Source organism: Sphingobacterium sp. UBA5789, assembly GCF_002418355.1.
GTDB lineage: Bacteria > Bacteroidota > Bacteroidia > Sphingobacteriales > Sphingobacteriaceae > Sphingobacterium.
Map to the genome: position 1 here is coordinate 499,627 of NZ_DIDX01000007.1, position 22,547 is coordinate 522,173.

The 22,547-nt window shown below is 39.3% G+C and carries 22 protein-coding genes; 12 read left to right on the top strand and 10 right to left on the bottom strand.

The features are described 5' to 3' along the window. Positions 1–35 precede the first annotated feature (35 nt). Entirely contained in the window at positions 36–710 is a 675-nt protein-coding gene (locus tag B4B65_RS19580; RefSeq protein WP_201678419.1) for a hypothetical protein, read from the bottom strand. A gap of 212 nt (positions 711–922) precedes the next feature. Between B4B65_RS19580 and B4B65_RS19585 the strand changes: the two genes are divergently transcribed. From B4B65_RS19585 to B4B65_RS19600, 4 genes are read left to right on the top strand one after another with little or no spacing between them, the layout of a single operon-like run. Continuing rightward, the gene (locus B4B65_RS19585; protein WP_293918112.1) at positions 923–1,693 is read left to right on the top strand and encodes an N-formylglutamate amidohydrolase; all 771 of its coding nucleotides are present in this window, start codon (positions 923–925) and stop codon (positions 1,691–1,693) included. A 4-nt stretch (positions 1,694–1,697) separates the two neighbouring features. After that, a complete protein-coding gene (locus B4B65_RS19590; RefSeq protein ID WP_293918114.1) occupies positions 1,698–3,539 on the top strand; it encodes a flavohemoglobin expression-modulating QEGLA motif protein in 1,842 nt (613 codons plus the stop codon). 17 nt (positions 3,540–3,556) lie between these two features. After that, complete coding sequence (locus B4B65_RS19595) at positions 3,557–4,564, top strand: glutathione synthase (RefSeq protein WP_293918116.1); 1,008 nt, start codon at positions 3,557–3,559, stop codon at positions 4,562–4,564. A 10-nt stretch (positions 4,565–4,574) separates the two neighbouring features. After that, the gene (locus B4B65_RS19600; RefSeq protein ID WP_293918118.1) at positions 4,575–5,021 is read left to right on the top strand and encodes a DUF1572 family protein; all 447 of its coding nucleotides are present in this window, start codon (positions 4,575–4,577) and stop codon (positions 5,019–5,021) included. Between the two features lie 51 nt (positions 5,022–5,072). Here B4B65_RS19600 and B4B65_RS19605 read toward each other — a convergent pair whose 3' ends face one another. Next, a complete protein-coding gene (locus tag B4B65_RS19605; protein ID WP_293918120.1) occupies positions 5,073–5,414 on the bottom strand; it encodes a HopJ type III effector protein in 342 nt (113 codons plus the stop codon). A gap of 546 nt (positions 5,415–5,960) precedes the next feature. Between B4B65_RS19605 and B4B65_RS19610 the strand changes: the two genes are divergently transcribed. The 4 genes from B4B65_RS19610 to B4B65_RS19625 all read left to right on the top strand — a co-directional run bounded on the left by B4B65_RS19610 (position 5,961) and on the right by B4B65_RS19625 (position 8,330). Next, a complete protein-coding gene (locus B4B65_RS19610) occupies positions 5,961–6,233 on the top strand; it encodes a helix-turn-helix domain-containing protein (protein ID WP_293918122.1) in 273 nt (90 codons plus the stop codon). A gap of 198 nt (positions 6,234–6,431) precedes the next feature. Continuing rightward, positions 6,432–7,091 carry a FadR/GntR family transcriptional regulator gene (locus B4B65_RS19615; protein WP_293918124.1) on the top strand — a complete coding sequence of 220 codons (660 nt, stop codon included), beginning with the start codon at positions 6,432–6,434 and terminating at the stop codon, positions 7,089–7,091. After that, on the top strand, positions 7,091–7,924 hold the full coding sequence (locus tag B4B65_RS19620) for a sulfite exporter TauE/SafE family protein (RefSeq protein ID WP_201678411.1): 834 nt from the start codon (positions 7,091–7,093) through the stop codon (positions 7,922–7,924). Before B4B65_RS19615 ends, B4B65_RS19620 begins: the two co-directional genes overlap by 1 nt. 4 nt (positions 7,925–7,928) lie before the next feature. Then, positions 7,929–8,330 (top strand): DUF1634 domain-containing protein, encoded by a 402-nt coding sequence (locus tag B4B65_RS19625; RefSeq protein ID WP_293918129.1) that lies wholly within the window; start codon positions 7,929–7,931, stop codon positions 8,328–8,330. Positions 8,331–8,399: 69 nt separating this feature from the next. Here B4B65_RS19625 and B4B65_RS19630 read toward each other — a convergent pair whose 3' ends face one another. From B4B65_RS19630 to B4B65_RS19660, 7 genes are all read right to left on the bottom strand, one after another. Beyond that, entirely contained in the window at positions 8,400–9,770 is a 1,371-nt protein-coding gene (locus tag B4B65_RS19630) for a TlpA family protein disulfide reductase (protein WP_293918131.1), read from the bottom strand. Between the two features lie 44 nt (positions 9,771–9,814). After that, a complete protein-coding gene (locus B4B65_RS19635; RefSeq protein ID WP_293918133.1) occupies positions 9,815–11,278 on the bottom strand; it encodes a PKD-like family lipoprotein in 1,464 nt (487 codons plus the stop codon). A 19-nt stretch (positions 11,279–11,297) separates the two neighbouring features. After that, on the bottom strand, positions 11,298–11,999 hold the full coding sequence (locus B4B65_RS19640; protein WP_293918135.1) for a DUF4843 domain-containing protein: 702 nt from the start codon (positions 11,997–11,999) through the stop codon (positions 11,298–11,300). A gap of 12 nt (positions 12,000–12,011) precedes the next feature. Then, a complete protein-coding gene (locus tag B4B65_RS19645; RefSeq protein WP_293918137.1) occupies positions 12,012–13,436 on the bottom strand; it encodes a RagB/SusD family nutrient uptake outer membrane protein in 1,425 nt (474 codons plus the stop codon). A gap of 12 nt (positions 13,437–13,448) precedes the next feature. Beyond that, positions 13,449–16,919 carry a SusC/RagA family TonB-linked outer membrane protein gene (locus B4B65_RS19650; RefSeq protein WP_293918139.1) on the bottom strand — a complete coding sequence of 1,157 codons (3,471 nt, stop codon included), beginning with the start codon at positions 16,917–16,919 and terminating at the stop codon, positions 13,449–13,451. 155 nt (positions 16,920–17,074) lie between these two features. Then, complete coding sequence (locus B4B65_RS19655) at positions 17,075–18,181, bottom strand: FecR family protein (protein ID WP_293918141.1); 1,107 nt, start codon at positions 18,179–18,181, stop codon at positions 17,075–17,077. 268 nt (positions 18,182–18,449) lie between these two features. After that, positions 18,450–18,986, bottom strand: a complete 537-nt coding sequence (locus B4B65_RS19660; protein ID WP_293918143.1) for a DUF6560 family protein — start codon at positions 18,984–18,986, stop codon at positions 18,450–18,452. Positions 18,987–19,197: 211 nt separating this feature from the next. Here B4B65_RS19660 and B4B65_RS19665 point away from each other — a divergent pair, with 211 nt between their 5' ends. The 4 genes from B4B65_RS19665 to msrA all read left to right on the top strand — a co-directional run bounded on the left by B4B65_RS19665 (position 19,198) and on the right by msrA (position 21,262). Further along, the gene (locus tag B4B65_RS19665; protein WP_293918145.1) at positions 19,198–19,767 is read left to right on the top strand and encodes a sigma-70 family RNA polymerase sigma factor; all 570 of its coding nucleotides are present in this window, start codon (positions 19,198–19,200) and stop codon (positions 19,765–19,767) included. Then, positions 19,760–20,035, top strand: a complete 276-nt coding sequence (locus B4B65_RS19670; protein ID WP_293918147.1) for a hypothetical protein — start codon at positions 19,760–19,762, stop codon at positions 20,033–20,035. The genes B4B65_RS19665 and B4B65_RS19670 overlap by 8 nt, the downstream gene beginning before the upstream one ends. A gap of 78 nt (positions 20,036–20,113) precedes the next feature. Further along, positions 20,114–20,581 carry a DUF417 family protein gene (locus B4B65_RS19675; RefSeq protein WP_293918149.1) on the top strand — a complete coding sequence of 156 codons (468 nt, stop codon included), beginning with the start codon at positions 20,114–20,116 and terminating at the stop codon, positions 20,579–20,581. Between the two features lie 30 nt (positions 20,582–20,611). Then, the gene (msrA, locus tag B4B65_RS19680; protein ID WP_293918151.1) at positions 20,612–21,262 is read left to right on the top strand and encodes a peptide-methionine (S)-S-oxide reductase MsrA; all 651 of its coding nucleotides are present in this window, start codon (positions 20,612–20,614) and stop codon (positions 21,260–21,262) included. Positions 21,263–21,346: 84 nt separating this feature from the next. On the opposite strand, the gene B4B65_RS19685 is transcribed toward msrA, so the two are convergent. After that, complete coding sequence (locus B4B65_RS19685; RefSeq protein ID WP_293918153.1) at positions 21,347–22,534, bottom strand: sialidase family protein; 1,188 nt, start codon at positions 22,532–22,534, stop codon at positions 21,347–21,349. Between the last annotated feature and the right edge of the window lie 13 nt (positions 22,535–22,547).

Genomic DNA, 22,547 nt, shown 5'->3' on the forward strand with positions numbered 1-22,547 from the left:
TATTAATATTGGGTTTTTACTAAAAAATAGCGGTATTAGTTCAATTGTATTCGGTTGGACAGATCTATCTGTCCGTTGATCAGATTTACGATACCTGTCTTGAGCATTACAGCCTTTTTATTAGGTGATACTTTAGCGCTGGTATTTTCCTGTTTTTTCACCGGATCTGTAAATCTGTAGATACTGGTGTAATAGGCATCTTTAAATGCGTTTTGATTTTCAGCATTCAGTTTTCCAAATTCCTTTTTTCCTTCCGGAGAGAACTTGTAATTACGTGTAAATGCTTTTTTACCGGAGTCGAAAGCATAGCTGGTATGCCCCGATACTTTAACCTTAAAATGATTAGAAAGTGTAGTTGTAAATGCATTCAATGCTTTTACATCTGTAAAGTCACATTTAATAGAGGCAATAAAGTTTGTAAAATCGACCTTTGAACTAACATTGGAGATACCGGGTGTCTGTTTTAATAGTTTGACGATGGTATTGATTTCTGTCTGAATCTTGGATTTGGATGGAATCTTTATACCATTGACCTGATCAAGCATCATCAGTGAGGATGCTTTTGTTTTGCTTTTACTCAGATTTAGTGTTGCCTGAATACTTCCGGATCCATTGGACTTTAAATCAATTTCTTCTACGATATCCAGACAGCCCGTCAGCGAAAGAGATACGACAAAAAGTATAATACAACTTACAATTCTTCTTAACATAAAAATGTGTTTCTGTTAAAGATATAAAAAATTTGGTTTTGGCCTTTAAATTCTGCACTTGAAACAGCCACAAATGAATAACAAACATCGATCCAAGATCCTGTTTATGGATTATAATTAGCCATTTTCAGGGATAAGGAATCATCAATCTGCCAAACCATTTACTTTCCTGATTGTTAATATGAGGTACATCACATTGAATACCTCTGCTTATGGATATTGCTTATACGTTGAAGAAAAAGGACGGGCCTGTATGGGCCTTTGCTGTACATGATGGCCATGAGGTGCATAAAGATTTGCAGCAATTACTGCATCTCTCCTCTTCAGAACGCCTGCGCGAAGAGGATCCTTACACGGCGATGCTCACAGCTATTAATGTCAGTCAGTTCATAGTAGCTACATCCCGTTTTCAGGTTGATCTGAATCGTCCTTTAGAGAATGCGATCTACCTCCATCCTGAACAGGCCTGGGGCTTACAGGTATGGAAGACGCATCCTGAGGAAAAACAGATTCTTAACATACAGCATGCATATCACAGCATACTGAGCGAGATAGGTTTACTGATAGAAGAGACTATCCGGCAATACGGATATTTCATTATTTATGACATCCATAGTTACAACAGTAAACGTTCCGGTCCGGATGAGATCACGGACACACAGACGAATCCGCAGATCAATGTAGGAACTATCCATAACGATCTTAAGTGGAAACCGCTTATCAATACGTTCATTTCGTACATAGAGACACAAAAGATTGACGGCCAAAAAATTGACATACGTGAAAATGTTAAATTTTCAGGCGGCAATCTGTCTAAGTGGATCAACGAACATTATGGATCATACGGATGTGTATTGTCTATAGAATTCAGAAAAGATTTTATGAACGAATGGACAGGTGAGCTGTATCCCGAACATCTGGAAGAACTTCGTCAGCTATTGGAGCGCTCTGTCGCATTCATGGTACCGGATCAAATCAATTAAAATTATGGAACAGGCTAAATCAATACAGAAAGCTATTCAGGCGATCAAACAAAAAGAGCCTGTACATATTCAGTTTGCCGGAGAAGGCAAGCTGGTTTTCAAACGGATCAACCCTTTTCTGCTGGTATACCGTATACCCGAATCCGGCAAAGATCAAATGATATCCGCTCTCGCCAAATCTGAAGTTTCGTTTCTGATTGGTAAAGAAAAGGATATGAATTTTCAAAGCATAGTACAACCTGTCGTACGTCAGCTCATTGAAGAATTTGGCTCCTGCCTGCTCATAGAAATATGGAGAGAGGAGGATCTGGAACAGGATATTGCGATTCATCTGTCTCAAAAGACCGCTCTTAATATTGCAGAAAAACTGCGTAAAAGTTTACAGAGCAACGATGATCCGTATATTCATCTCCGAATAGATCTTCAGAAAGAAACAAAATTTCCAAAACCAGCAGGAACTGAACCTCTGATTGATCCTCAGGCTCCTGAATTTAAACAATTACTGGGACTGGGCCTCAGCATTAAACCAAGATATATAGATCATAGTACAGGTAAACCCTATCCATTGATCCTGAGAAGCTACCGCGACACTTTCTCAAGAAGCATACGCAAGAGTTTTCTTGAATTTATACGGGTTCATACTTCGATGAAAGTTTCACAGTTTAAAATGCTGGGAACTACAGAACTGCAACCTTTAGTATGGGAAATAGATCGTGCGTTAGCACAGGAAAGCCAACGGTTTGATTTCTTATTACTGGTGAGTCCTGTCAATTCACACGAGGCCTGGCTGCAATTCAGAAAAGATAAATTTATGAAAACACCCCGGTTTCAGTATCGACCAATGCCGATAGACCCTGAACTGGTGAAGCGAAACCTATATAATCTGCGTATAGAAGATCTGGATGACCCGACCATTGCTTATCTGTTTCGTGATAAACGTAAAGAGCTGGATGCAATGATGACTATGCTCATGGATAGAGGTAATAGCGGATTCTTACATGGGAGTCTTCAGATATTCGGCAATGTGGACGACAAATTGCTCGAAACGGCAAAGGCCATTCTGGTTGTTTACGGATCGGAGGGCAAATCTGCAAATACAAATGCCGAAATGCTCAATGCACAGGAATTTGCAAAACTGGCAAGGGAAGAGCTTCGCTTTTTGCAGCAACAACTCCCTGCCTTGGAAAGCGGAGTACGCGTACGGGAGGACATCTCGGGAATTATGGTCAATCGCGGAATACTTAATATCAGCACGCATTATCACATAGAAAAATCACGGGCTTTGGCACTTTTGCAGCATGAAGTAGGCACACATATTGTTACTTATTTCAATGGCAAATCTCAGCCATTCAAACTCTTTAGTCTGGGAGTTCCGGGCTATGAGCAGCTACAGGAAGGGATGGCTGTATTTTCTGAGTTTATGGTTGGCGGGCTTACTCCCGAAAGACTTCGTATCATCGCTGCACGTGTCGTAGCTGTACATCATATGCTTGCCGGAAATTCGTTTGTGGATACGTTCTTCCTTCTTGTGGAAGATTATCTGTTCGATGAGGAAACAGCTTTTCATATGACAAGCCGCGTATACAGGGGTGGCGGCCTTACAAAGGATGCACTCTACCTTAAAGGATTATTAGGTATTATCGAATATATCAGGCAGGGACGTAATCTGTCTGCACTGACTGTAGGTAAAATAAGGGAAGATTACATTCCTATCGTAGAGGAACTTACTCAGCGTGGGCTGCTTCTTGCTCCTGTCCTCAAACCCCGTTACCTTTCAGAACCCTATCTTCACAATATCAATGCTATCACACAAGGTGGTAATATTTTCAACCTTTCGAAGTTCTAAAACACATCTATCTATATATGAAAATCGCATTTGTTATTAATCAGACACACAAAGAAGAAGCAAGCTTTACAACTACCTTGCTGGCATTAAGGGCCCTGCAGCGAGGACATGACATCTGCTATATCGGATTGGCAGATTTTGTTTATCTGGAAGAAGAAAGAGTAGCAGCTCATGCCAGATCTGTAGCTCCTTCACCGGATATCGCAGATACTAAACAGCTTCTGGAAATCCTCCGCACAACGGCCAAACTACGGATTGAGATGGACCATATTGATGTCATGTGGTTAAGATTTGATCCGGTACTGGATATGATCGGCAGACCCTGGGCTGCTACTATGGGACTTCAGTTTGCACAGCTTGCACAAAAACAGTCTGTCTTTGTTATCAATGATCCGCATGCGTTGATTGGCGCAGAAAACAAATTGTATCTGGAAAACTTCCCCGAGGAAGTCAGACCCAAGACTATGGTAACCAGAAGCTATGAAGACGTACTGCAATTTTTTGAAGAACAGGATCAGCATATTATTCTCAAGCCTTTGAAAGGTTCCGGTGGGAAGAATGTATTTCTGGTGAATAAGAATGAAGTCAAAAATCTAAAACAGATTGTGGAAGTAATCTGTAGGGACGGGTATCTGATTGCACAGGAATATCTGCCTGAAGCTCAAAAGGGAGATATACGTTTTTTCCTGCTGGATGGCGAACCTGTGGTTGTAAACGGGAAATATGCGAGTGTCAATCGTGTACAACAGGCTGGAGAAATCCGAAGCAATATCCATCAGGGAGCCAAAGCCCAGGTTGCGCATATCACTCCTGAAATACTGACCCTGGTAGGGAAAGTATCCGAAAAACTAAAAAATGACGGTATGTATTTTGTCGGACTCGACATCGTAGGTAATAAGATCATGGAGATAAATGTATTCAGTCCTGGTGCATTACCTCAGGCTTCTGCGCTTAATGAAGAAGACTACACAACTGTTATCATTGAAAATCTGGAGAAAAAGGTATCTTTAAACAAAAAAGATTAATATAGCCAATATGCTTATAAATACCTTGCAGACACTGTTTGAGCGGGATCTTCAGAAATTAAGAATAGAAATCCTCCTATATAAACATGAAGAAAACCTTTGGATTATAGACAAGGGAATTGCGAATTCTACCGGAAATTTATGTCTCCACCTTATCGGAAATTTAAATACATATATAGGTGCAGAAATAGGCAAAACAGGATATATACGTCATCGGGAGCTGGAGTTCTCCCTTCGGGATATTCCGCGGACAGAACTCATCCGGCATCTGGATGATACGATAAAGATAGTTCACGATGCTCTGAATACATTATCTGAATCAGATCTTCATAGCGAATATCCGATAGTGGTATTTGAGCAAAAGACATCGGTCATGTATTTTTTAGTACATCTTACTACTCATCTGACCTATCATCTCGGTCAGATTAATTATCACAGAAGGCTACTGGATGACTGATCCTATAAAATAAAAAAAGGTAATGATAGATAATCATTACCTTTTTCTTTACTACAGGTAATCCTGTTTTAATTTTAAAACCTGTCCTTCAAAATGGATACCATCCCATCCATTGATCATAAACTGTCGGATATTCTGATGATCTGCTCCCTCAGGTGTTTCCAGCACAGCTGCATAATGCTCTGCAAATAAGGCCAGGGTCTGATCCTGTGTAAGTCCCTGATCCCGGGCAAATGCAAATATTTTGGCACTCCCCTGATTTTCGCTCACTGCGTTATGTTGCAATCCGTTTTGAAAAGCAGCTGGTGTATATTCATAACGCAGAGCAATGTAAGCCAGCACATCTGCAAATCTGGCCTGTCCGGCAGACAATTGAGCAAGTAATTCTTCCATATAATGATGTATTTTATTTATTCCCGATGCGAAGTAAAGATTTTTTGTTCTTGTAGACGAATCTACTTTGGCTGAAATTCAAATTTACTATTTTAGACGGAACGAACGAAGTGGAATCAGGAAATCAAAACAATCAATTTAAGAGCTATAATTCTGTTTTGGAGAATATATCGAAGCGCTTACGCTGTAATTTACGACTACTTTATTATAGAAGTGGAATCGGATCAGAGTCGCGGGGGGAATTACAGCGTGCGCATTCGACAATTATGAAAAAGAACTTAAAAAAAAGCTTCAATAAGCCTTTTTATCAAAAAACTTGCAAAATCTGTGGGTCAAAAAAACACAACAGATCACAAATTACTTTTATTTAAAAAAATTATAAATATGTTTTCATTAAATCTATATGAATTTTTTAAAAAACGAAAACAAACCTTTTAAAATAAATATTTTCACTTTATCAACATTATCAACAATATTAAAGATAATATTTTATTATTCCAAATTTGGAATAATAAAATTCACAAATATGTACTCTTTTTGATATACATGGCAGAGCAGTATATCGATAGAGAAATATTAAAGATGATTCGTGATAATCTCTGGAAGATTGCTAATGAGAAAAAAATTACACTCGAGGATATACAAGACCGAACCGGCTTCAGTTACAGTCAGGTATACCGAATAGTCAGAGGCAATAATAATATCTCCCTAAGCGGACTTATGGCTGTTTGCAGAGCGTTAGAAATTCAGCCAGTCCAACTTTTCGATTTCCAACTGGACATACCTCCTTATCTTCCTATACGCAAAAACAGGAAATAGTATTACATCCCCCAACTTATAAAATAAGTATCTATTATACTGATTAATAACATGTAACATATCTTTTGAAATACAGAGATATTAACTGTATTTCAAGAAGTTAAGCATATTCCTTTGTAACAATCTGCATTATTTTCGACTCAAACATATGATGTTTAAATTAAACATCATATGTTTGTACAGTTTTTATAAAAGATCATGATAAAACAAAAAGAAAGACTATCAGATCAGGTGTATACACGAATCAAAGAAGATATACAGAAAGGCTTATACCTGGCCGGACATAAAATTCCCAGTGAGAGTGAGCTCATGAGTATCTATCAAGCGGGACGTTCTACGATTCGTGAATCTATCAAATCCTTAGCCCGCTCGGGTATACTTGTAGTCAAACAAGGTGACGGCACTTATATCCGGCGACTAACAGAAGAGTCTGCTATAGACGAACATCTGCGAACGGCAAATTTTGAAGAGGTGAATGATGCCCGCAGACTATTGGAAACAGAACTCGTGCGCAGAGCCTGTATTTTTGCCACTTCTGAGCAGATTGATCAAATAGCTCATTATCTGCAACTCCGAAAAGAGGCCATTCTCGCAGAAGATAAATCAGCCTGTATTCATGCCGATATTCAGTTTCATCTCCAGATCGCTTCTGCAGCTAATCATCATGTATTCTTTATTTTATATCAGAATTTTACACATCTAATTTCTAATTTTTTTCAGGAACGTGAAACCCGCGGAATCAGCTACTTTGCGATGAGTCATCATCTGCATGAACAGTTGTTTTCGGCCATCAAAACAAAGGATGAGCAACAGGCTCTTCATGTATTGACTCACATCCTGACTCATAATCATTCATAATGACAATTCTTATCTTTTCACTTATCCTGCTTTTGGGAGCTTATTTTGCCGGTCTTTTGGGATCACTGACCGGATTAGGAGGCGGCGTTATTGTCATTCCCCTTCTTACACTGTATTTTCATGTAGATATCCGGTATGCCATAGGCGCAGCTTTGCTGGCATCTATCGCTACTTCATCAGGCGCTGCTACAGCCTATGTAAAAGAGGGTATCACTAATATCCGACTCGGAATGTTTCTGGAAATCGCGACCACGCTGGGTGCCGTCATCGGAGCGCTCGTAGCGATCTATACTCCGACGAATACTATTGCGGTTCTTTTCGGGGTAGTTCTTATCTTTTCCGCTGCCATGACTTTGAGAAAGAAAAATGAGAGTGCACTTACGGAAGGAAGCAAACTGGCAGAAAAGCTCAAACTCAACAATGATTACCCTGTGAATGGTCAAAATGTCTCCTATAAACTGACTAATGTCGCCGGAGGCTTTTCGATCATGACATTGGCAGGGGTGATATCGGGACTATTGGGCATCGGATCAGGAGCGTTGAAAGTATTAGCGATGGATGGTGCAATGCGCATTCCGTTTAAGGTAAGTACGACGACCAGTAATTTTATGATAGGCGTAACCGCCGCAGCTTCGGCTGTAGTATATCTGCAAAGAGGATATATGGATCCTGGCATCGCTTTTCCGGTGATACTGGGTGTACTCGCCGGAGCATTCACGGGCTCTAAGTTACTCACCCGAATCAATCCCAAAGTATTACGCATCATCTTTGCTGTGGCCATCACTCTGGTCGCCATCGAGATGATATACAATGGTCTTAATCATCAATTCTAATCATATGAAAAAAATATTTTCCAAAGACTACTGGGCAGATCAGGATATCGAGATACTCGTAGGTCAGATATTAAGAATCGGTGTTATCTCTGCTTCCATAGTCGTTGTCATTGGAGGTATTGTTTACCTAATTGCGCACGGGCAACAACTGGTACCGGACTATCAGCATTTTGTAGGTGAAGGTGAAGTTAATACCACAATAAGTGGCATCCTGCACGGTGTAGGTAAATTTCAGGCACCACAGATTATTCAGCTTGGTGTCGTTATTCTTATTGCCACTCCTATTTTACGGATTATCTGCTCGCTATTTGGCTTTGTACTGGAAAGAGACCGTCTGTATATTATCATCACCTTTATTGTACTGGCAATTATCACTTTTAGTATACTGGGTGGAGTGAAAGGATAGGAAAACAATACAACCATAAAACCTCTCCTTAGAAAGGAGAGGGAATTGTGTCAAAAACGGTTTTTCTTTCTACCTGGCTGCTTCTGAAAATAACAGTTCTTTTAATTTAGGGTTTGAAGGACGCGGAGCATCTACAGTAACAATTTTTCCATTTTTATCAAACACTAAAAATCTTGGAATGCTAGTGATGTTGTAATACTTAGAAAAGTCGTCATTTTCCCCGGCAAATAACTGTACTCCTCCCAGATCTTCATCTCTGATCATTTTAAGCCATTTGCTTTTATCTTTGTCATCATCTACTGAAATACTTATCAGTTGAATAGGTTTTCCTATAATATCCTTTTCGAGCTGTTTTAAATACGGAAACTCTGTTCGGCAAGGACCACACCATGTTGCCCAGACATCGATTAAAACTACTTTTCCTTTAAAATCAACAAAACTAACCTGCTTATCCTCCTGATCCGGGAAGTTAAATTCAAATCCATCTGTTCCCCGCTCGTACGTTAGTAAAGGTGCTATTAAGGTTACATTTTCTTGTTTTTGTGTTCCGGTAAGCACATACTTACCAAATCTATCCGTAACAGCTTTGTACATCTTGTAATCTTTAATCCCTGCTAAATATTCCAGCACATGATCTCCCTTTAATGTGTCATTTGGAATGTAATCCAGGGCTTTAGTCAGCCCCTGATCACTTACTTTATCTCGCTCCATATTTATCCAGACTAAGGACGATAATATCTGCAAACCATATGGGTAATTATATATTTTTCGTGTATCAGCAGCTAATTCCTTTATTTTTATTGCATTATAAAAAGCACTATATTCTTCAGGACGGGGATGTACTGTCCGTGGACTGCCTACAAAACTGGTAGCGTAGTTAATCAAATCCATTTCCATGATGTCACTCATTTCTCTATCGAATGTGCTATTACCTGTAGCCTTTCCTTTAAAAAAGCTTTTAGATTTTGCGACTATAGTCTCCTGTTGCGGAAAATAATCAACGTAAGTGCTATGTACACGTGTAAAATGAATGGCCTTTTGAAACAACGGATTAATGAAATCGAACCATTGTTTCAGCACAATATTTTCCTTTGAATTCGAGTCACCGTTAAGGATATAAGCTGTATCTGTCAGCGTTACATCCAACTGATCTCCACCTTTAAGATAAAACCGGTAATTGCTGTTTTGTAAATATTCTTTACCTGTTCCTATTACATAAATCCCTTCGTATTCAGGATAAAAGAGAAACCCAAACTTTCCATTTTTTGCAGGTATAATATTTGCAGTTTCTACAATTCTACCCTTGCTTACCTTAAATAGCCGGACGGGACCTTTTTCTGCTGTAAGTTCTCCTCTAATTTGTACAGGAGCCACATTCTGAGCCCAGAGGCATATCGACAGCAGGCTCAGAAATATAAGAGTTAAGATTTTTTTAATCATTTAATATAGTTTACATTGATAAATACGTTGTCATCTGTGGGATACTATCGTTTATTTTTATACTCCAGATTTTTAATTTTGGCAAAGCCTTTATACTCTTTAGCATATGTATTATTTACAAAATCTCCGGTATTGCCAATATCAAATTTGTAAAGTTTACCTTCACCAGCCTGATAAGTAGCTGCGACAAACTGTTTATGGTCATCCGGATAATCCACAACCATACTGGTTGATTGCTTAATTTTGATAGCTGTTATTTCCGCATTGGCGGGAAAGGCATAGACTAACCTTGATTTTTGAGCAGGCAGATCGAGCAGATAGATCTTATTCCCTACTGCATAATACATGTGAGGGTATAATCCGGAAAAAGCAAAAAGCTTAGCATATAGAAGTTCGGACGCCTCCTTCACTTCATATTTATCTACTGCAATAACATCTGTAAAATAAGAGGCATCTATCGTATAGACAAAGAAATGATCATCGTTGTTATTTTTCATCAGACAATTAAATAAACTGCCGGAATTAGAACCGGCTCCTCCGAAAATCAATTTTTTACCGACATTTCCTGGATCAAAGGCAGATCCAGATGAGTTTGAAAGTTCATATATCGCTGAGTAGATATGGCTTAGAAAACGTTGATTCTTCGTGTCATAGAGTATGGCATAATCACCAAACGTGAAGGGGAATATATAGGGTGAAATTTTCCAGTCTCCCTTTATCGGTGCTCCAAACTTTCGGTTTGTATTATCATTGATTTGACTTAATGAATAAAACTCATTATCGTTTACCATATAAGCGGCAGCTCCTACTCTTCCGTACTCATAATTCTGTACATTGACAGTGGACGGAGTAGTAAAGAACCAGTCTTTCAAACCATTGATTTTCTTAAAGCCGGCATAATTTATCTCTACTGCATTCTTATCCGCCAAAACAAATATATGTTGAATGCCGCCATAGCCCTCATTCAGTATGCGTATCGTATGACTGTTATCGGGTAGATTCTGACCATTATTAGCCATTTGATAAAGGTTATGAAACACTTCTTCTCCGGTATTAATCATTGATATTTCCTGTTTTCCGGTTGGCAAATCTTCCAATACCATCCAGCCTTCTCCCAGTCTGGTATTGACCTCTACCCTGTATTCTTTAAAAACGGACACACCCGTTCCGGGATCTTTGACTGTATAAAGTACCGTATATCTGCCAGGTACTAAATCTATCCGGGCGTCCAATTCTTTGGAACTGCCAATAGGATAAGAGATATCCGGATTGGAATATGCATATGCCGACCAGGAATACTGCAGTTTACTTTCATCTCCAGCTATAGTTTGTTCGAGTTTTGGTGACAACTTCAGATTATCATATTGAAATACCCACACGGATTCTCCGACCGTATCTGTAATAATGATCTGATTGATTGATTTCAAATCATAATTGCCTTTATCTTTGGAGCAACCTGCTATCAGCAATATGCATATTCCCAAAAGTATATTAATATATTTTTTCATTGTTGTTTAATTAAAATGATCAGGGAAAAATAATCTCCTCTCCGTCTTCATCCATCAATGTTTCATTGTGCAGTGATTCATATTCCAATAATGCATTTTTACAGGTTTGGACAATAAACATTATTTCACTTTCATAATCTTGGTTGAATGCAGTATATCCGGTATTTTCTATGATAAACTTGTATTTGGTATTACTGTACTTACCAAAATAATAATCGCTCCATGTAGCCGGCCGGGAAAGAAAATTGTTAATTCTGATCAGGTAAGTAAGCTGACTGACAATACCGGGTTCGAAATCATCTGAAGCTGTAATCTTTAACCACAATCTGCTTTCTTTAACTTTGAGTGAGGTTGTTTTTTTTACCAATACTGGTATCCGGCCTTCAAATTTATTAGCCTTAATCAAAGCAGGAAGGAGTTCATAACTTTCTTTATCCGCATCTGACACTGCCATCAGTTCGTAGTTTACTTTGCGGTCCCGTTCTGCCGCATCACCCATAATCCTGATCGGAATAAAAACAGTATCCATTCTGGCATAATCAGGTAGAACCGCAAATGAGTAGGTGACACTGTCTCTTGTAAGAAACGTTGCCAAATTTATCAAATTGGTTTTATAGATATAAACCTTAGCTTTTTGTTCAAAAGACATGAGTTGATCCCTTTGACAACTCACACTTAAAGATCCAACAAGAATCATTATCAGATATACATAATTTTTCATGATGTTCGTTTTTTATTCCGTGGTATATTCCGTTTCATTATCCGGCACAGGCAACACATATACTTTGCTGCTTACGTCAGGACCATAACCTTCTATTTTTAATCTGTTTTTACGTTTGTAATAATAAAACAGCTGTCCCTCCTGATAAAATTCCTTTTTATATTCCTTAAATATTTCGTTTTCAATCGCCTGATCAGTTAAATTTTTCGCCAATGTTGCCAAACCTCTGTTTAGTCTTACCTCATTTAGAAAATCTATTTTATCAGTACTGACAGTACTGGTTTCGGCGCAGATGTAATACATCTCCGAGAGCCTGATCAGAGGTATTCTTTTTATGGTAGTCGAACCGGCATTGCTACCAATATCATCAAACCGGTACTTCACTGGGTATCTTGCAGCTGTAACACCATCTGACTTCCATAAAAAAAGGAATCGGTAATCGGTACTTCCGCCCGAACTCAATTCATAACGATTATTGGTAAAACCGGAAGTATTAGTGAGGACATTGTTAAAGTTGACAAAAGATCTGAACAGTTCATCATTAATATCTCTCAGATCAGCCACATAAACGGCAAACAGATGTTCGGTACTGAAAATCCTGTCAGGACTGGAATTGCTGCTGATAGAAGAAGAGCTAATAAAAGGAAATATTTTCGCATCTATTACCTCCTTTGCTTTTTGATAAGCTATCGTGTGCTCATTTCTATACAAATATATTCTGGCCATAAGCCCGGTTGCAGCCCAGTAGTTCATATGATTACGGGTATTGGCCTTGTACATTTCACTATTTCCGTAATATACATTTTTGTCAGAGGCCAGTAGTTTACTTGCTTCGCTGAGATCATCCAGGCATTCCTGCGTGAATTGTTTTAAACTTAGGACAGGTTTGACATTCATGTTAAACTCCCTGCTGTAAGGAATAGATTCCGCATCCATATTATTAAGCGGCACCGGTCCAAAAGCTCTTAGCAGATCAAAGTGGAGAAAGGCTCTTAAAGCCAGTGCTTCTCCTTTAATGATCTCATAATTAATACCAGCAAAAACATTCTTTTTCTGGTCTATCTGCCTGAGCAAATTATTAAGATTAGCGATGGCCTTGTAAGAAGAAATCCAAAAATTATCAATTTTACTTCTCGTGCCTATATCAAGATAATTGTAGTTTCTTGCCTGATAATAGACGTGTGTATTGATACTTACATTATAATTCTGTGCCAATACATCCATGAGTCCCATTGTGAATTCCTTTCCATAAAGATCAACGGAGCCTAACTGGGTATAGACGCCCGTCATAGCATCTTTAAAACCTTGTTCATTTTCAAACAAAACGGTCTCACTTACTTCCGTTTTGGGCTTCACATCAAGCCATTTTGTACATGCTGTACCACTGAAGATCAAGATCAGTGACAAAAGCAGATTATATATTCTTTTACGGTTCATATCAATAAGGTATTAGAATGAAGTACTTAAATTGAATGTAAAGTTTCGTGCAAAAGGATAATCAAGTCCCCGTTCGGCTTGTATACTTCCAAATCGGAGTAAGGTATTCGCCTGAAATCCTATCCGTGTATTCCTTAATCCCCATTTAGCGGTAGTTTTGTCAGGAAAAACATATCCGAGTGACAGACTTTCAAGCTGCAGAAAGTTATCCCGCTGAACAAATCTTGAAGTCGTATTAGTGGGAGTCGTAACGGGAAACCCATCCAAATCCCGGATACCCTTAAAAAAGGTGCGGTCACCCGGATTCTGCCATCTTCCCAACAGCACACGTTCATCAACATTGAGCGCCAGATTAGCATTTTCTATCCGGTCAGCCAGTGTCTGATTGTATAGTTGTCCCTTCCATTGGTAATTAAAGTAAAGACTTAGCTGCAATCCTTTATAACTTAAATTAGTACCCATATTCCCCCTTAGTGTGGGCAGGGCATCCCCGACAATCACCTTATCGGAAGCACTCCAGTCGTAAGTGATATCTCCGTTGGTCTTGATATAGATCTCCTGTCCGTTACTGGGATCTATTCCTGCGGAACGAACAGCCCATATCGCATTGACCGATTCTCCCTCCTGAAATCTGAGCTGAGGCCTTACCTGCTTTAGTGATCCGTTAGGATTCAGTTCAGCATCATTTTCCTCGTTTGTCTTTTTCAGGGAATTGGAGATTTCCAGTATTTTATTTTGATTATGGATACCGCTTACAAATACACTCCAAGTGGTAGATTTTGTCGGATTCCGGAGGATAATAAAGTTGATATTTCCTTCAATACCCTTATTTTGCAGCCTTCCGACATTTTCTTTATAGCTGCTTACTCCCAGTGAGGGTGGTGTATTGATGTCTAACAAAAGATCGTTTGTAGTTTCTATATAAGCGTCCAGACGTATGCCGATTCGGTCGTTAAATAAGGAAATATCAGCTCCCAGATTTTTTTTCAGGGTTTGCTGCCATTTCAGTGCTTCATTGCCGTATCCCATCAGCGAGGCTCCCAGCATACCTAAATAATCTTTCGAAGTATTATACTGATAGGTACTTATCCCCATAAAGGGTGGAAATTGCTGATTACCTGTAGTACCAACTCCAGCCCTGATCCTGAATCTGTTAATAACGTTTCCTGTTAATCCTGCTATGAACTTCTCTTCGTGAAGGTTCCAGCCTACACCTGCAGCCCAAAAAGGCGCAAATCGGTTTTGGGCACCAAATTGAGTCGATCCGTCCATATTAAAAGAAAAATCAGCAAGATAGCGTTTGTTGTAGGTATAGTTAAGACTCGTAAAGGCAGAGACTCTTCTGCTAATGTTGTTTTTACCTGAAGGACGGCTGTCTTTGAGATAGCTGTTTCCCAAAAATACCTCATCAAGTCTGGTATTCGGAAAACCGGTAACGGTGATACCATAACTTTCACTGGTTTGCTGAGCAGCTGACAGACCTAACGTACCAAAAAAAAGATGCCTATTAAGACTGCGGCTATAATCCGCAAAGAGACCGGCATCATACGCCATAAAACTCCCGTTACTTTTGGTATACCTTCCCCGGTTAAAATATTCAAGTGAATTATAATTGGTAATGGTAGCAAAAGCAGTATGATCGGCCGGTAAAAAAAGATCGGACTGGTCTTTCTGACTGCTAATTCCCAATCTTCCACTTAACCTCAGACCATTGTCAAGCCGCCACTCCAACATGGTATTATTATTAAAGCCTGTGTATTTGGAATAGTTTGCTGTCCCGAGTGTAGCATTGTACATAGGATTGGTATAAACTCTCTCAGAGTTTCCGTAACCGGGTACAATGGTGACTTCCATTATCTTTCTGAGTTTGCCGTTTTCATCATAGGGTGACCAGTACTGATTGAGTGAAGAATAATTGCCGAAACTTCCCCATGGTGATTCATCGGCACGATTGGCACTAAGGTTTAGTTGATTTCGCACCAGAAGGCCTTTCTTCCGATACGATAACAACATTCCGCCTTCATAATTTTTTCTGGACGAGCTCTTCATTACCCCACTGTTTGCGGTATATCCAAAATTTACGCCATAGCGAATAAACTCATCTCCACCCTCCACATACAACGATTGTTTGTTTCCTATACCGACCTGCAAAGGTTGATACAGCCAGTAGGTATTTACTCCTTTCTCCACATCTGCTCTTCTTTTCGAATACAACCTATCATAATAAAGTTGATTTACTGGATCTTGCCCCCGGTCCTTATACATACCTGCGATCAGCTCGAGTTCAAGTTTGTCTGAGGCATTCAGTAATTTATAGGAGCTAAGATCAGGACCTGTAATCTGCAGCGTTGAGGTATAATTAAGCTGGAGTTTGCCTTCTTTAGGGCGTATGGTTTCGACCACGATTACACCGTTTGATGCTCTAGAACCATATGCAGATGTACCCACTGCATCTTTTAGGATAGTAATACTGGCTACACGGTTAATATCCAGATCATATATCTTTTGCAGACTCACTTCAAAACCATCTAATATAAAAAGAGGCATACTGGGATTAGATATATAAGCCGACATAAAATCAGCTCCGGAAGAAGGGATAGTGGAAGAAGCTCCCTGCGTTGGAAAATTATTGGTACCACGCAAACTGATTTGCGGAAGAGTATTAGGATTACTCCCCATCTGTATATTATCGGGCATACGGATGGCCGGGTCAAATACTTTCAGCGCCTGCAATACATTCATGCTGTTTACATCTCTGAGTTCTTTGCCGGTCACAGTGGTAGCTGCTCCTGTAAAGTTTTCAATGGGTCTGGAATAGAGTCCAGTGACTACTACGCCATCCAGTTCATTACTGGATAACTTTAAGACGACCGGGATAACTTTTTCGTTACCGGGTTTTATCTTGTATACTACATATCCTAAATGTGTAAAGATTAACTCTTCATTGCTATTGGGAATACTAATGCTATACTTTCCTGAAAAATCAGTAATCGTTGTAATTTTACTGTTGGCATAGCGGACGGTTACTCCGGATAGAGGTTTGTTGCTTTCATCCGTTACCCAGCCAGTAATAGTCGTTTGAGCAAATGAAATAAAAGAAACCGTTTTTTTTGCTGAGATTTTAGCTTTAATTATAATACTATTATCATCAATTTGATAATCAAGAGGTTGATTTATAAAGCAGGCGTCTAAAGTCTCCTCTAATGAAGCATTGCTTACATCTACACTTACATTTTGAGTTTTTTTCATAAGCTCCGTACTATATACAAAGTCATATCCGGTTTGCTTACCTATCTCTTTAAATACTTGACTAAGCGGGACATTACTTTTGTGTAAGCTGATTCTCTGTGCGTAAGTGGCTGTACTGATTTGTATAAAAAATGTGGTGAACATAATTACAGTCAGATGAATACGCATCAGACATCTGGTCTTATTTATATGCCGGATCTGACATGAAACCAAATGGTCCAGATAAAATTTCATACATTTAAGTTTAAATCCCTATTTTTTGGAAAACGGGGATACGGTTAATAGTTAGTGTGATTGAGGTTGAGTTAAAGTATCAGCAGATAAAACAGCTGGATATCCCGGGCAGGGCATTCTTTCCGTTCAGCTTTGATCTGTCATGTTTAAGAGATTTATAGCACGATCACCCTCCTTCCTTTTATTTGAAAATCAACTTTCCCCGTTGATTTCAACAGATTAAGCGTTTTTATCAGCGGTCTGTTAACAGATATTTTACCTCCAAAAGTTGCTGTGTTTAATTTATTGTCATATTCAACTTCTATATCATACCAGCGGCCGATTTTTCGCATGATGCTGTAGATATCCTGGTCTTCGAAACTAAATTGTCCGTTTTTCCAGGCAACAGCTTCATCGGTATCTACGTTGGACAATTGCAGGGTATTTCCGTTATAAAAGGCCTCCATTCCGGGCTTTAACAGAACATCTGCAACAGCAGCGTTGTCAGCATGTATCTTTACAGAACCTTCCAGAAGTGTTGTACGGATATAGCCATCATCCAGATAACTGCTTACATTGAAATGCGTTCCTAAAACTTCTATAGATTGCTTTTCCGTAGTCACAATAAATGGATGTCGTATATCTTTTGCTATCTCAAAATAAGCTTCTCCTTTTAACCGTACGGTTCTCTTTTGTTTTCCGGAGAAAGACCCCGGAAAGCTTAAAGACGATTCAGCATTCAAAAACACACGTGAGCCGTCAGATAAGCGTATCTGCCATTGCCCGCCTCGGGGAGTAGATACCGTATTCTCCTGATGTTTTTCTGCACTTATATCTGGAGCAGTATAAACAATTTCTCCATCGGCAGTCTTAATAACCCTGACACCTGATTTCTGAACCAGCTCACCTTGCCCGGCATCTTCAAGAGAGATTTGCTGACCATCAGATAAAGTCAGGATAGCCTTGTTCCCACCGGGTTTTATTATGTGGCTCTCATTTGAAGGTAAAACCTCATGTTTACTATAATACAACAGTACACCTGTAGTTATCAAAAACACTAAAGATGCAGCTACCGCAATACGTTTCCAGCTTACCCCTATTTTTTTAATGGCTTGTGGCTGTGGTTGAACATCCATAAGGAACATCCAGTCTTCAAAAGATAAGTCTTCTGTTGTTTTTGCTTGATAGCGGATATACCATGTATGCAGCAGAGACAGTTCCTCCTGTGTACATATGTTTTCATTATATTTTCTCAGCAATTCTCTGGCTTCCTGATTTTTCATAAACAAGGGTTATATACTATGGTTTTAGTATATGACGGCAATGCCCCCATGCAAGGGCTAGTCAGTTTTAAAAAAAATAACAGAAATATTCTCAGGGAACCTTATAAAGATATCAAAACACTAATTACCAGCACTTTAATAAAAAATACAGAAATAGATTTTTTGTATGTAGATATGAATAAGGTTTGTGGTTGAACAAGACGAGGTAAAGAAGTAATGGAGATGAACATGAAGTAGTTAAATTTCATTATTATATGATGTTATACACTCAGGTTAATACTCTTATTTTTACTTTTTGCGCTATCCGGGGTTTCTGTCTGTAAAACTCACGGTAAAAATCATCAATACCTCCCAGATCGTGATGAATAATGATATGCTCCTTACGGCTGCTGTATAGTCTGATACTCCCTGTATAGCCATTATAGACCGCATGTCTGATGTCCTTCCAGTGAAAGACTTTTGCTTTTCCCCACGTATTATAACAGGTTATATGATGCTTATTATAAAGTACGGTATGTACATAATATAATTTCAGATTATAGATTCCCAGGATACCAAACAGAATAAAAATAGTGATTGCCAGTATTGCAGCAGGTGCATCAATCTTTGAATAGTCATATAACACTCCACCTACAATACCGGCACAGATCATCAGACAGCAATATCCAAAGTACATATAAGCAGCATGCATACGCATCTGCAATCTGTTGTCAGCTGTACGGATGGCCTCAGCAGACGTATTTATACAACGGAAGATGAAATAACAGAGTAGTCCTGCTATAGCTATAGTCACAATGCTTTTCATAGGTTAGCATTTTAGGATTAATAAATCGGAGCGCATAAACTTGAGGGTTTATGATCCGAATACAAGATAAGTAATATTATCATAGTAATTAAATATGATAAACTAAATATTTTTACATCAAACGAATAGTAGAAATTGAAAGTAATATTAATATATCCGGACAATTTGATACTTTTGGATGCTGATATTTGCAATCAATTATTAAATACCTATGAGTTCTTCCCAAAAAGATGTTGAACTATGGATTGAAAACTATTCCGGATCGTTACTGAGACAGGCTTATTTTTTATTGGCCAATAAAGAGGATGCGGAAGATCTGGTACAGGATGTTTTTATGACAGCATTTCTGATGAAAGATCGCTATCAGGGAAAGAGCAGCCCGTTGACCTGGCTCAAAGGTATTCTAAACCATAAAGCTGCCGATCTGTACAGACGTAAATACAGAGGTAATGAAACGGTCAGCATGGACTACTTTTTTGATGAGAACGGAGGCTGGCGTGATCAGGATGTACGGAATCACTGGGATATCAGCACAGACACGTCTGCATCTCTTCTGGATAATGAGAATTTCAACAAATCACTTCAGGAATGTCTGCAGGCACTCCCGCAGAAATGGGGATTTCTAATCAGACAATGTTACATTCAACAGAAAAAAGCAGAAGAAATTTGTCAGGAAGTAAATATTTCAACGACTAATTACTGGAAGATTCTGCAACGAAGCCGTATGCAGCTACGAAAATGTCTGGATATCAAATGGTTTAACAACACAAATAATGCTTGACAAAATCATACATACTATCATCCTCCCCTGCAGTCAGGCAACACTGCTGGTGGAAAAGAGATTTCATATAGATATTCCCATATGGAAGAAGATACAGCTCAGCATACATCTGAAAGCCTGCAGATCCTGTAACAGCTATTCAAAGAAAGCCGGTTTCATTGAACATGCAATTACACATTATCTCGAGCAACATGAAGGGGATGCAAAAAAGTATTTCACTGACAACAAGGACTTTATAGAAAAAGTCAAACAAAAGATAAAAAAATAACTTCTTTCTGTGTCAGGATTTCCATCTGGTAGCGACTATGATTATAAAACATACAGTTATCATCAACTCATCAGAAACATGGAATCTTTAATTTCGACACCCCGCACTGGTACAACAGTCATGTACAAGGCCGGATATTTTATTTCACTGACAGGAAGCTTTCTTATACTGCTTTGGATAGGCGTTTATAAATTTACTGCTGTTGAGGCAGAGGCGATCAGACCACTGGTCGAGCAACATCCGTTACTTTCCTGGATGTACAGTATTTTTACAATACAACGGGTGTCTAACATAATAGGTATTACGGAAGTGTTACTGGCACTTGTATTGATACTTGGTATAAAATGGAGCAGATTCAGGAAAATAGCATCTATTGGTATGATTATTACATTTGCGCTTACCCTCAGCTTTCTGTTCACCACTTCAGGAATGTGGAAATTAAAAGAAGGAGTTCCAACAACAGATTTTTTTATCCTTAAAGATTTGCTGTTGCTCGGATTTGGCCTTATGCTTCCTTATCTGCCTTCCCCACTGCGTACAAACTAAAAAAATCTGTTAATATTAAATCACAATACCATGAAATATAACATCATCACTTTGATAATCCTCATGCTGAGTGCAGGACTTGTAAAGAGCAAAGACACGACTTTACCCCCTCTGACAGAAGGGCGTAATACACAGGAAATTTATTTTGCAGGAGGGTGTTTCTGGGGAACGGAGCACTTTTTCAAACAAATCAACGGCGTAGAAAGTACTGAAGTCGGATATGCAAACGGAAAGACTAAAAATCCGACTTATGATATCGTTTCTCACACCAAAAGCGGATATGCGGAAACTGTAAAAGTGCGCTATGACCCGGAAAAAGTTGCACTCAAAACACTGATAGAACTCTATTTTAAAACCATTGATCCTACGAGTCTGAATCGTCAGGGCAATGATATCGGAGAACAATACAGAACGGGCATATATTATAAAGATGAAAAGGATTTGCCTGTCATCAAAACATGTATAGCCGCACTATCTAAAAATTATTTAAAGCCGCTGGCCATTGAAGTAAAACCTCTGACTAATTTTTACAAAGCAGAAGATTATCATCAGGATTACCTGGACAAAAATCCACAAGGCTATTGCCACATTGATCCCGCTCTGTTTGAAATGGCCAGAAAAGCCAATCAGGACAGTACAAAGAATAAAGGTAAGGATTCAAAAAAAATCAGCACACACTAAATACTAAGAAGAAGCCTGACCGGGAACTGAAAACTCCCGTTATGTCTGACAAACATAACGGGAGTCGTTATTTTTATTTATTTTTTATCGCCATTTCACGGGCAGAAACACGATATTCTTATAATTATCTTTTTCATACAGCACACCGATCCGTTTAGCATCCAGCTGTACCAGATCGGAGTATGCAGCATAACTTCCCTTATATCCGGCAGGAGCTGTTGCAATGCGCTTATTATAAAACCAGGTTTTCCCATCATCCTCACTTACACGCACTGTCAGACTATCTCTTTGCGTTTTACTGGCAGCATTACTGAAAGCCAGCAATGAATTCGTCCCTCTCAGTGACAATACACTTCCCTGATTGACAGGGTCCGGAAGATGGGGGTCAAAATAAGTGGTATCCCAACTTGAACCTCCGTCACTACTTATGCTTATTATCCGGTTTCGCACCTGACCTTGCTGATTTCTGGAATTCATCAGTAACCGGTCTCCACTGATCTGTGCAGCAATAGACTCGTTGCCTCCTTCAGCCGGTACAGTAGCTCCCAGATGAAATGTCTTGCCATGATCATCCGTATAATATCCATGCGCCTGATAGTCTTTAAAACCAGCCTGAGGATTACCCGCAGAATGATTAGCAGATACAAAGATGCGTCCTTTGTATTTTCCGGACTCAAACTGCATGGCGTGTCCCGGAGTATTGGCATAACTTCTCCAGTCTTCTCCGGAAGTATATGCAGGATTGAATGCCGGCGCATTTGGGCGATGTACCTGAGTCGTTATATTCACTGCAGCAGACCAGGTTTTTCCCTGATCTGTCGAAGTGATGTACCAGACTTCCCGTACACCGTTACCTTTACGGATCTCCCCCTCATGATTGTTCCCTGTATTGTAAAACAAAAAGATACGTCCGTTCGGATACTCCGGATCCGCCATATCCAGCACCGGAGCAGGATTGCCTGCCTGTAAGTTCCCATAATCCACTACTTTGTCCAGAGCAGACCATGTCTTTCCCTGGTCTGTACTTCTTTTCATTACAATATCGATATCTCCAAAGTCTCCGGCATGCGCAACTCTGCCTTCACTGAAGGCTAAGATATCACCATTGGCGGCCTTGATAACAGCTGGAATACGATAACTTTCGTATCCTTCCTTTCCGGATGCAAACACAATCTTCTCCTCTCCTTCTTTTGTGACTTTCGGATCAATAACGAAGGAAAGATTCATCAGAATCCCACCTGAAAGCAGCGCAATTAATAAATTTCTTTTCATAGGTTATATACGG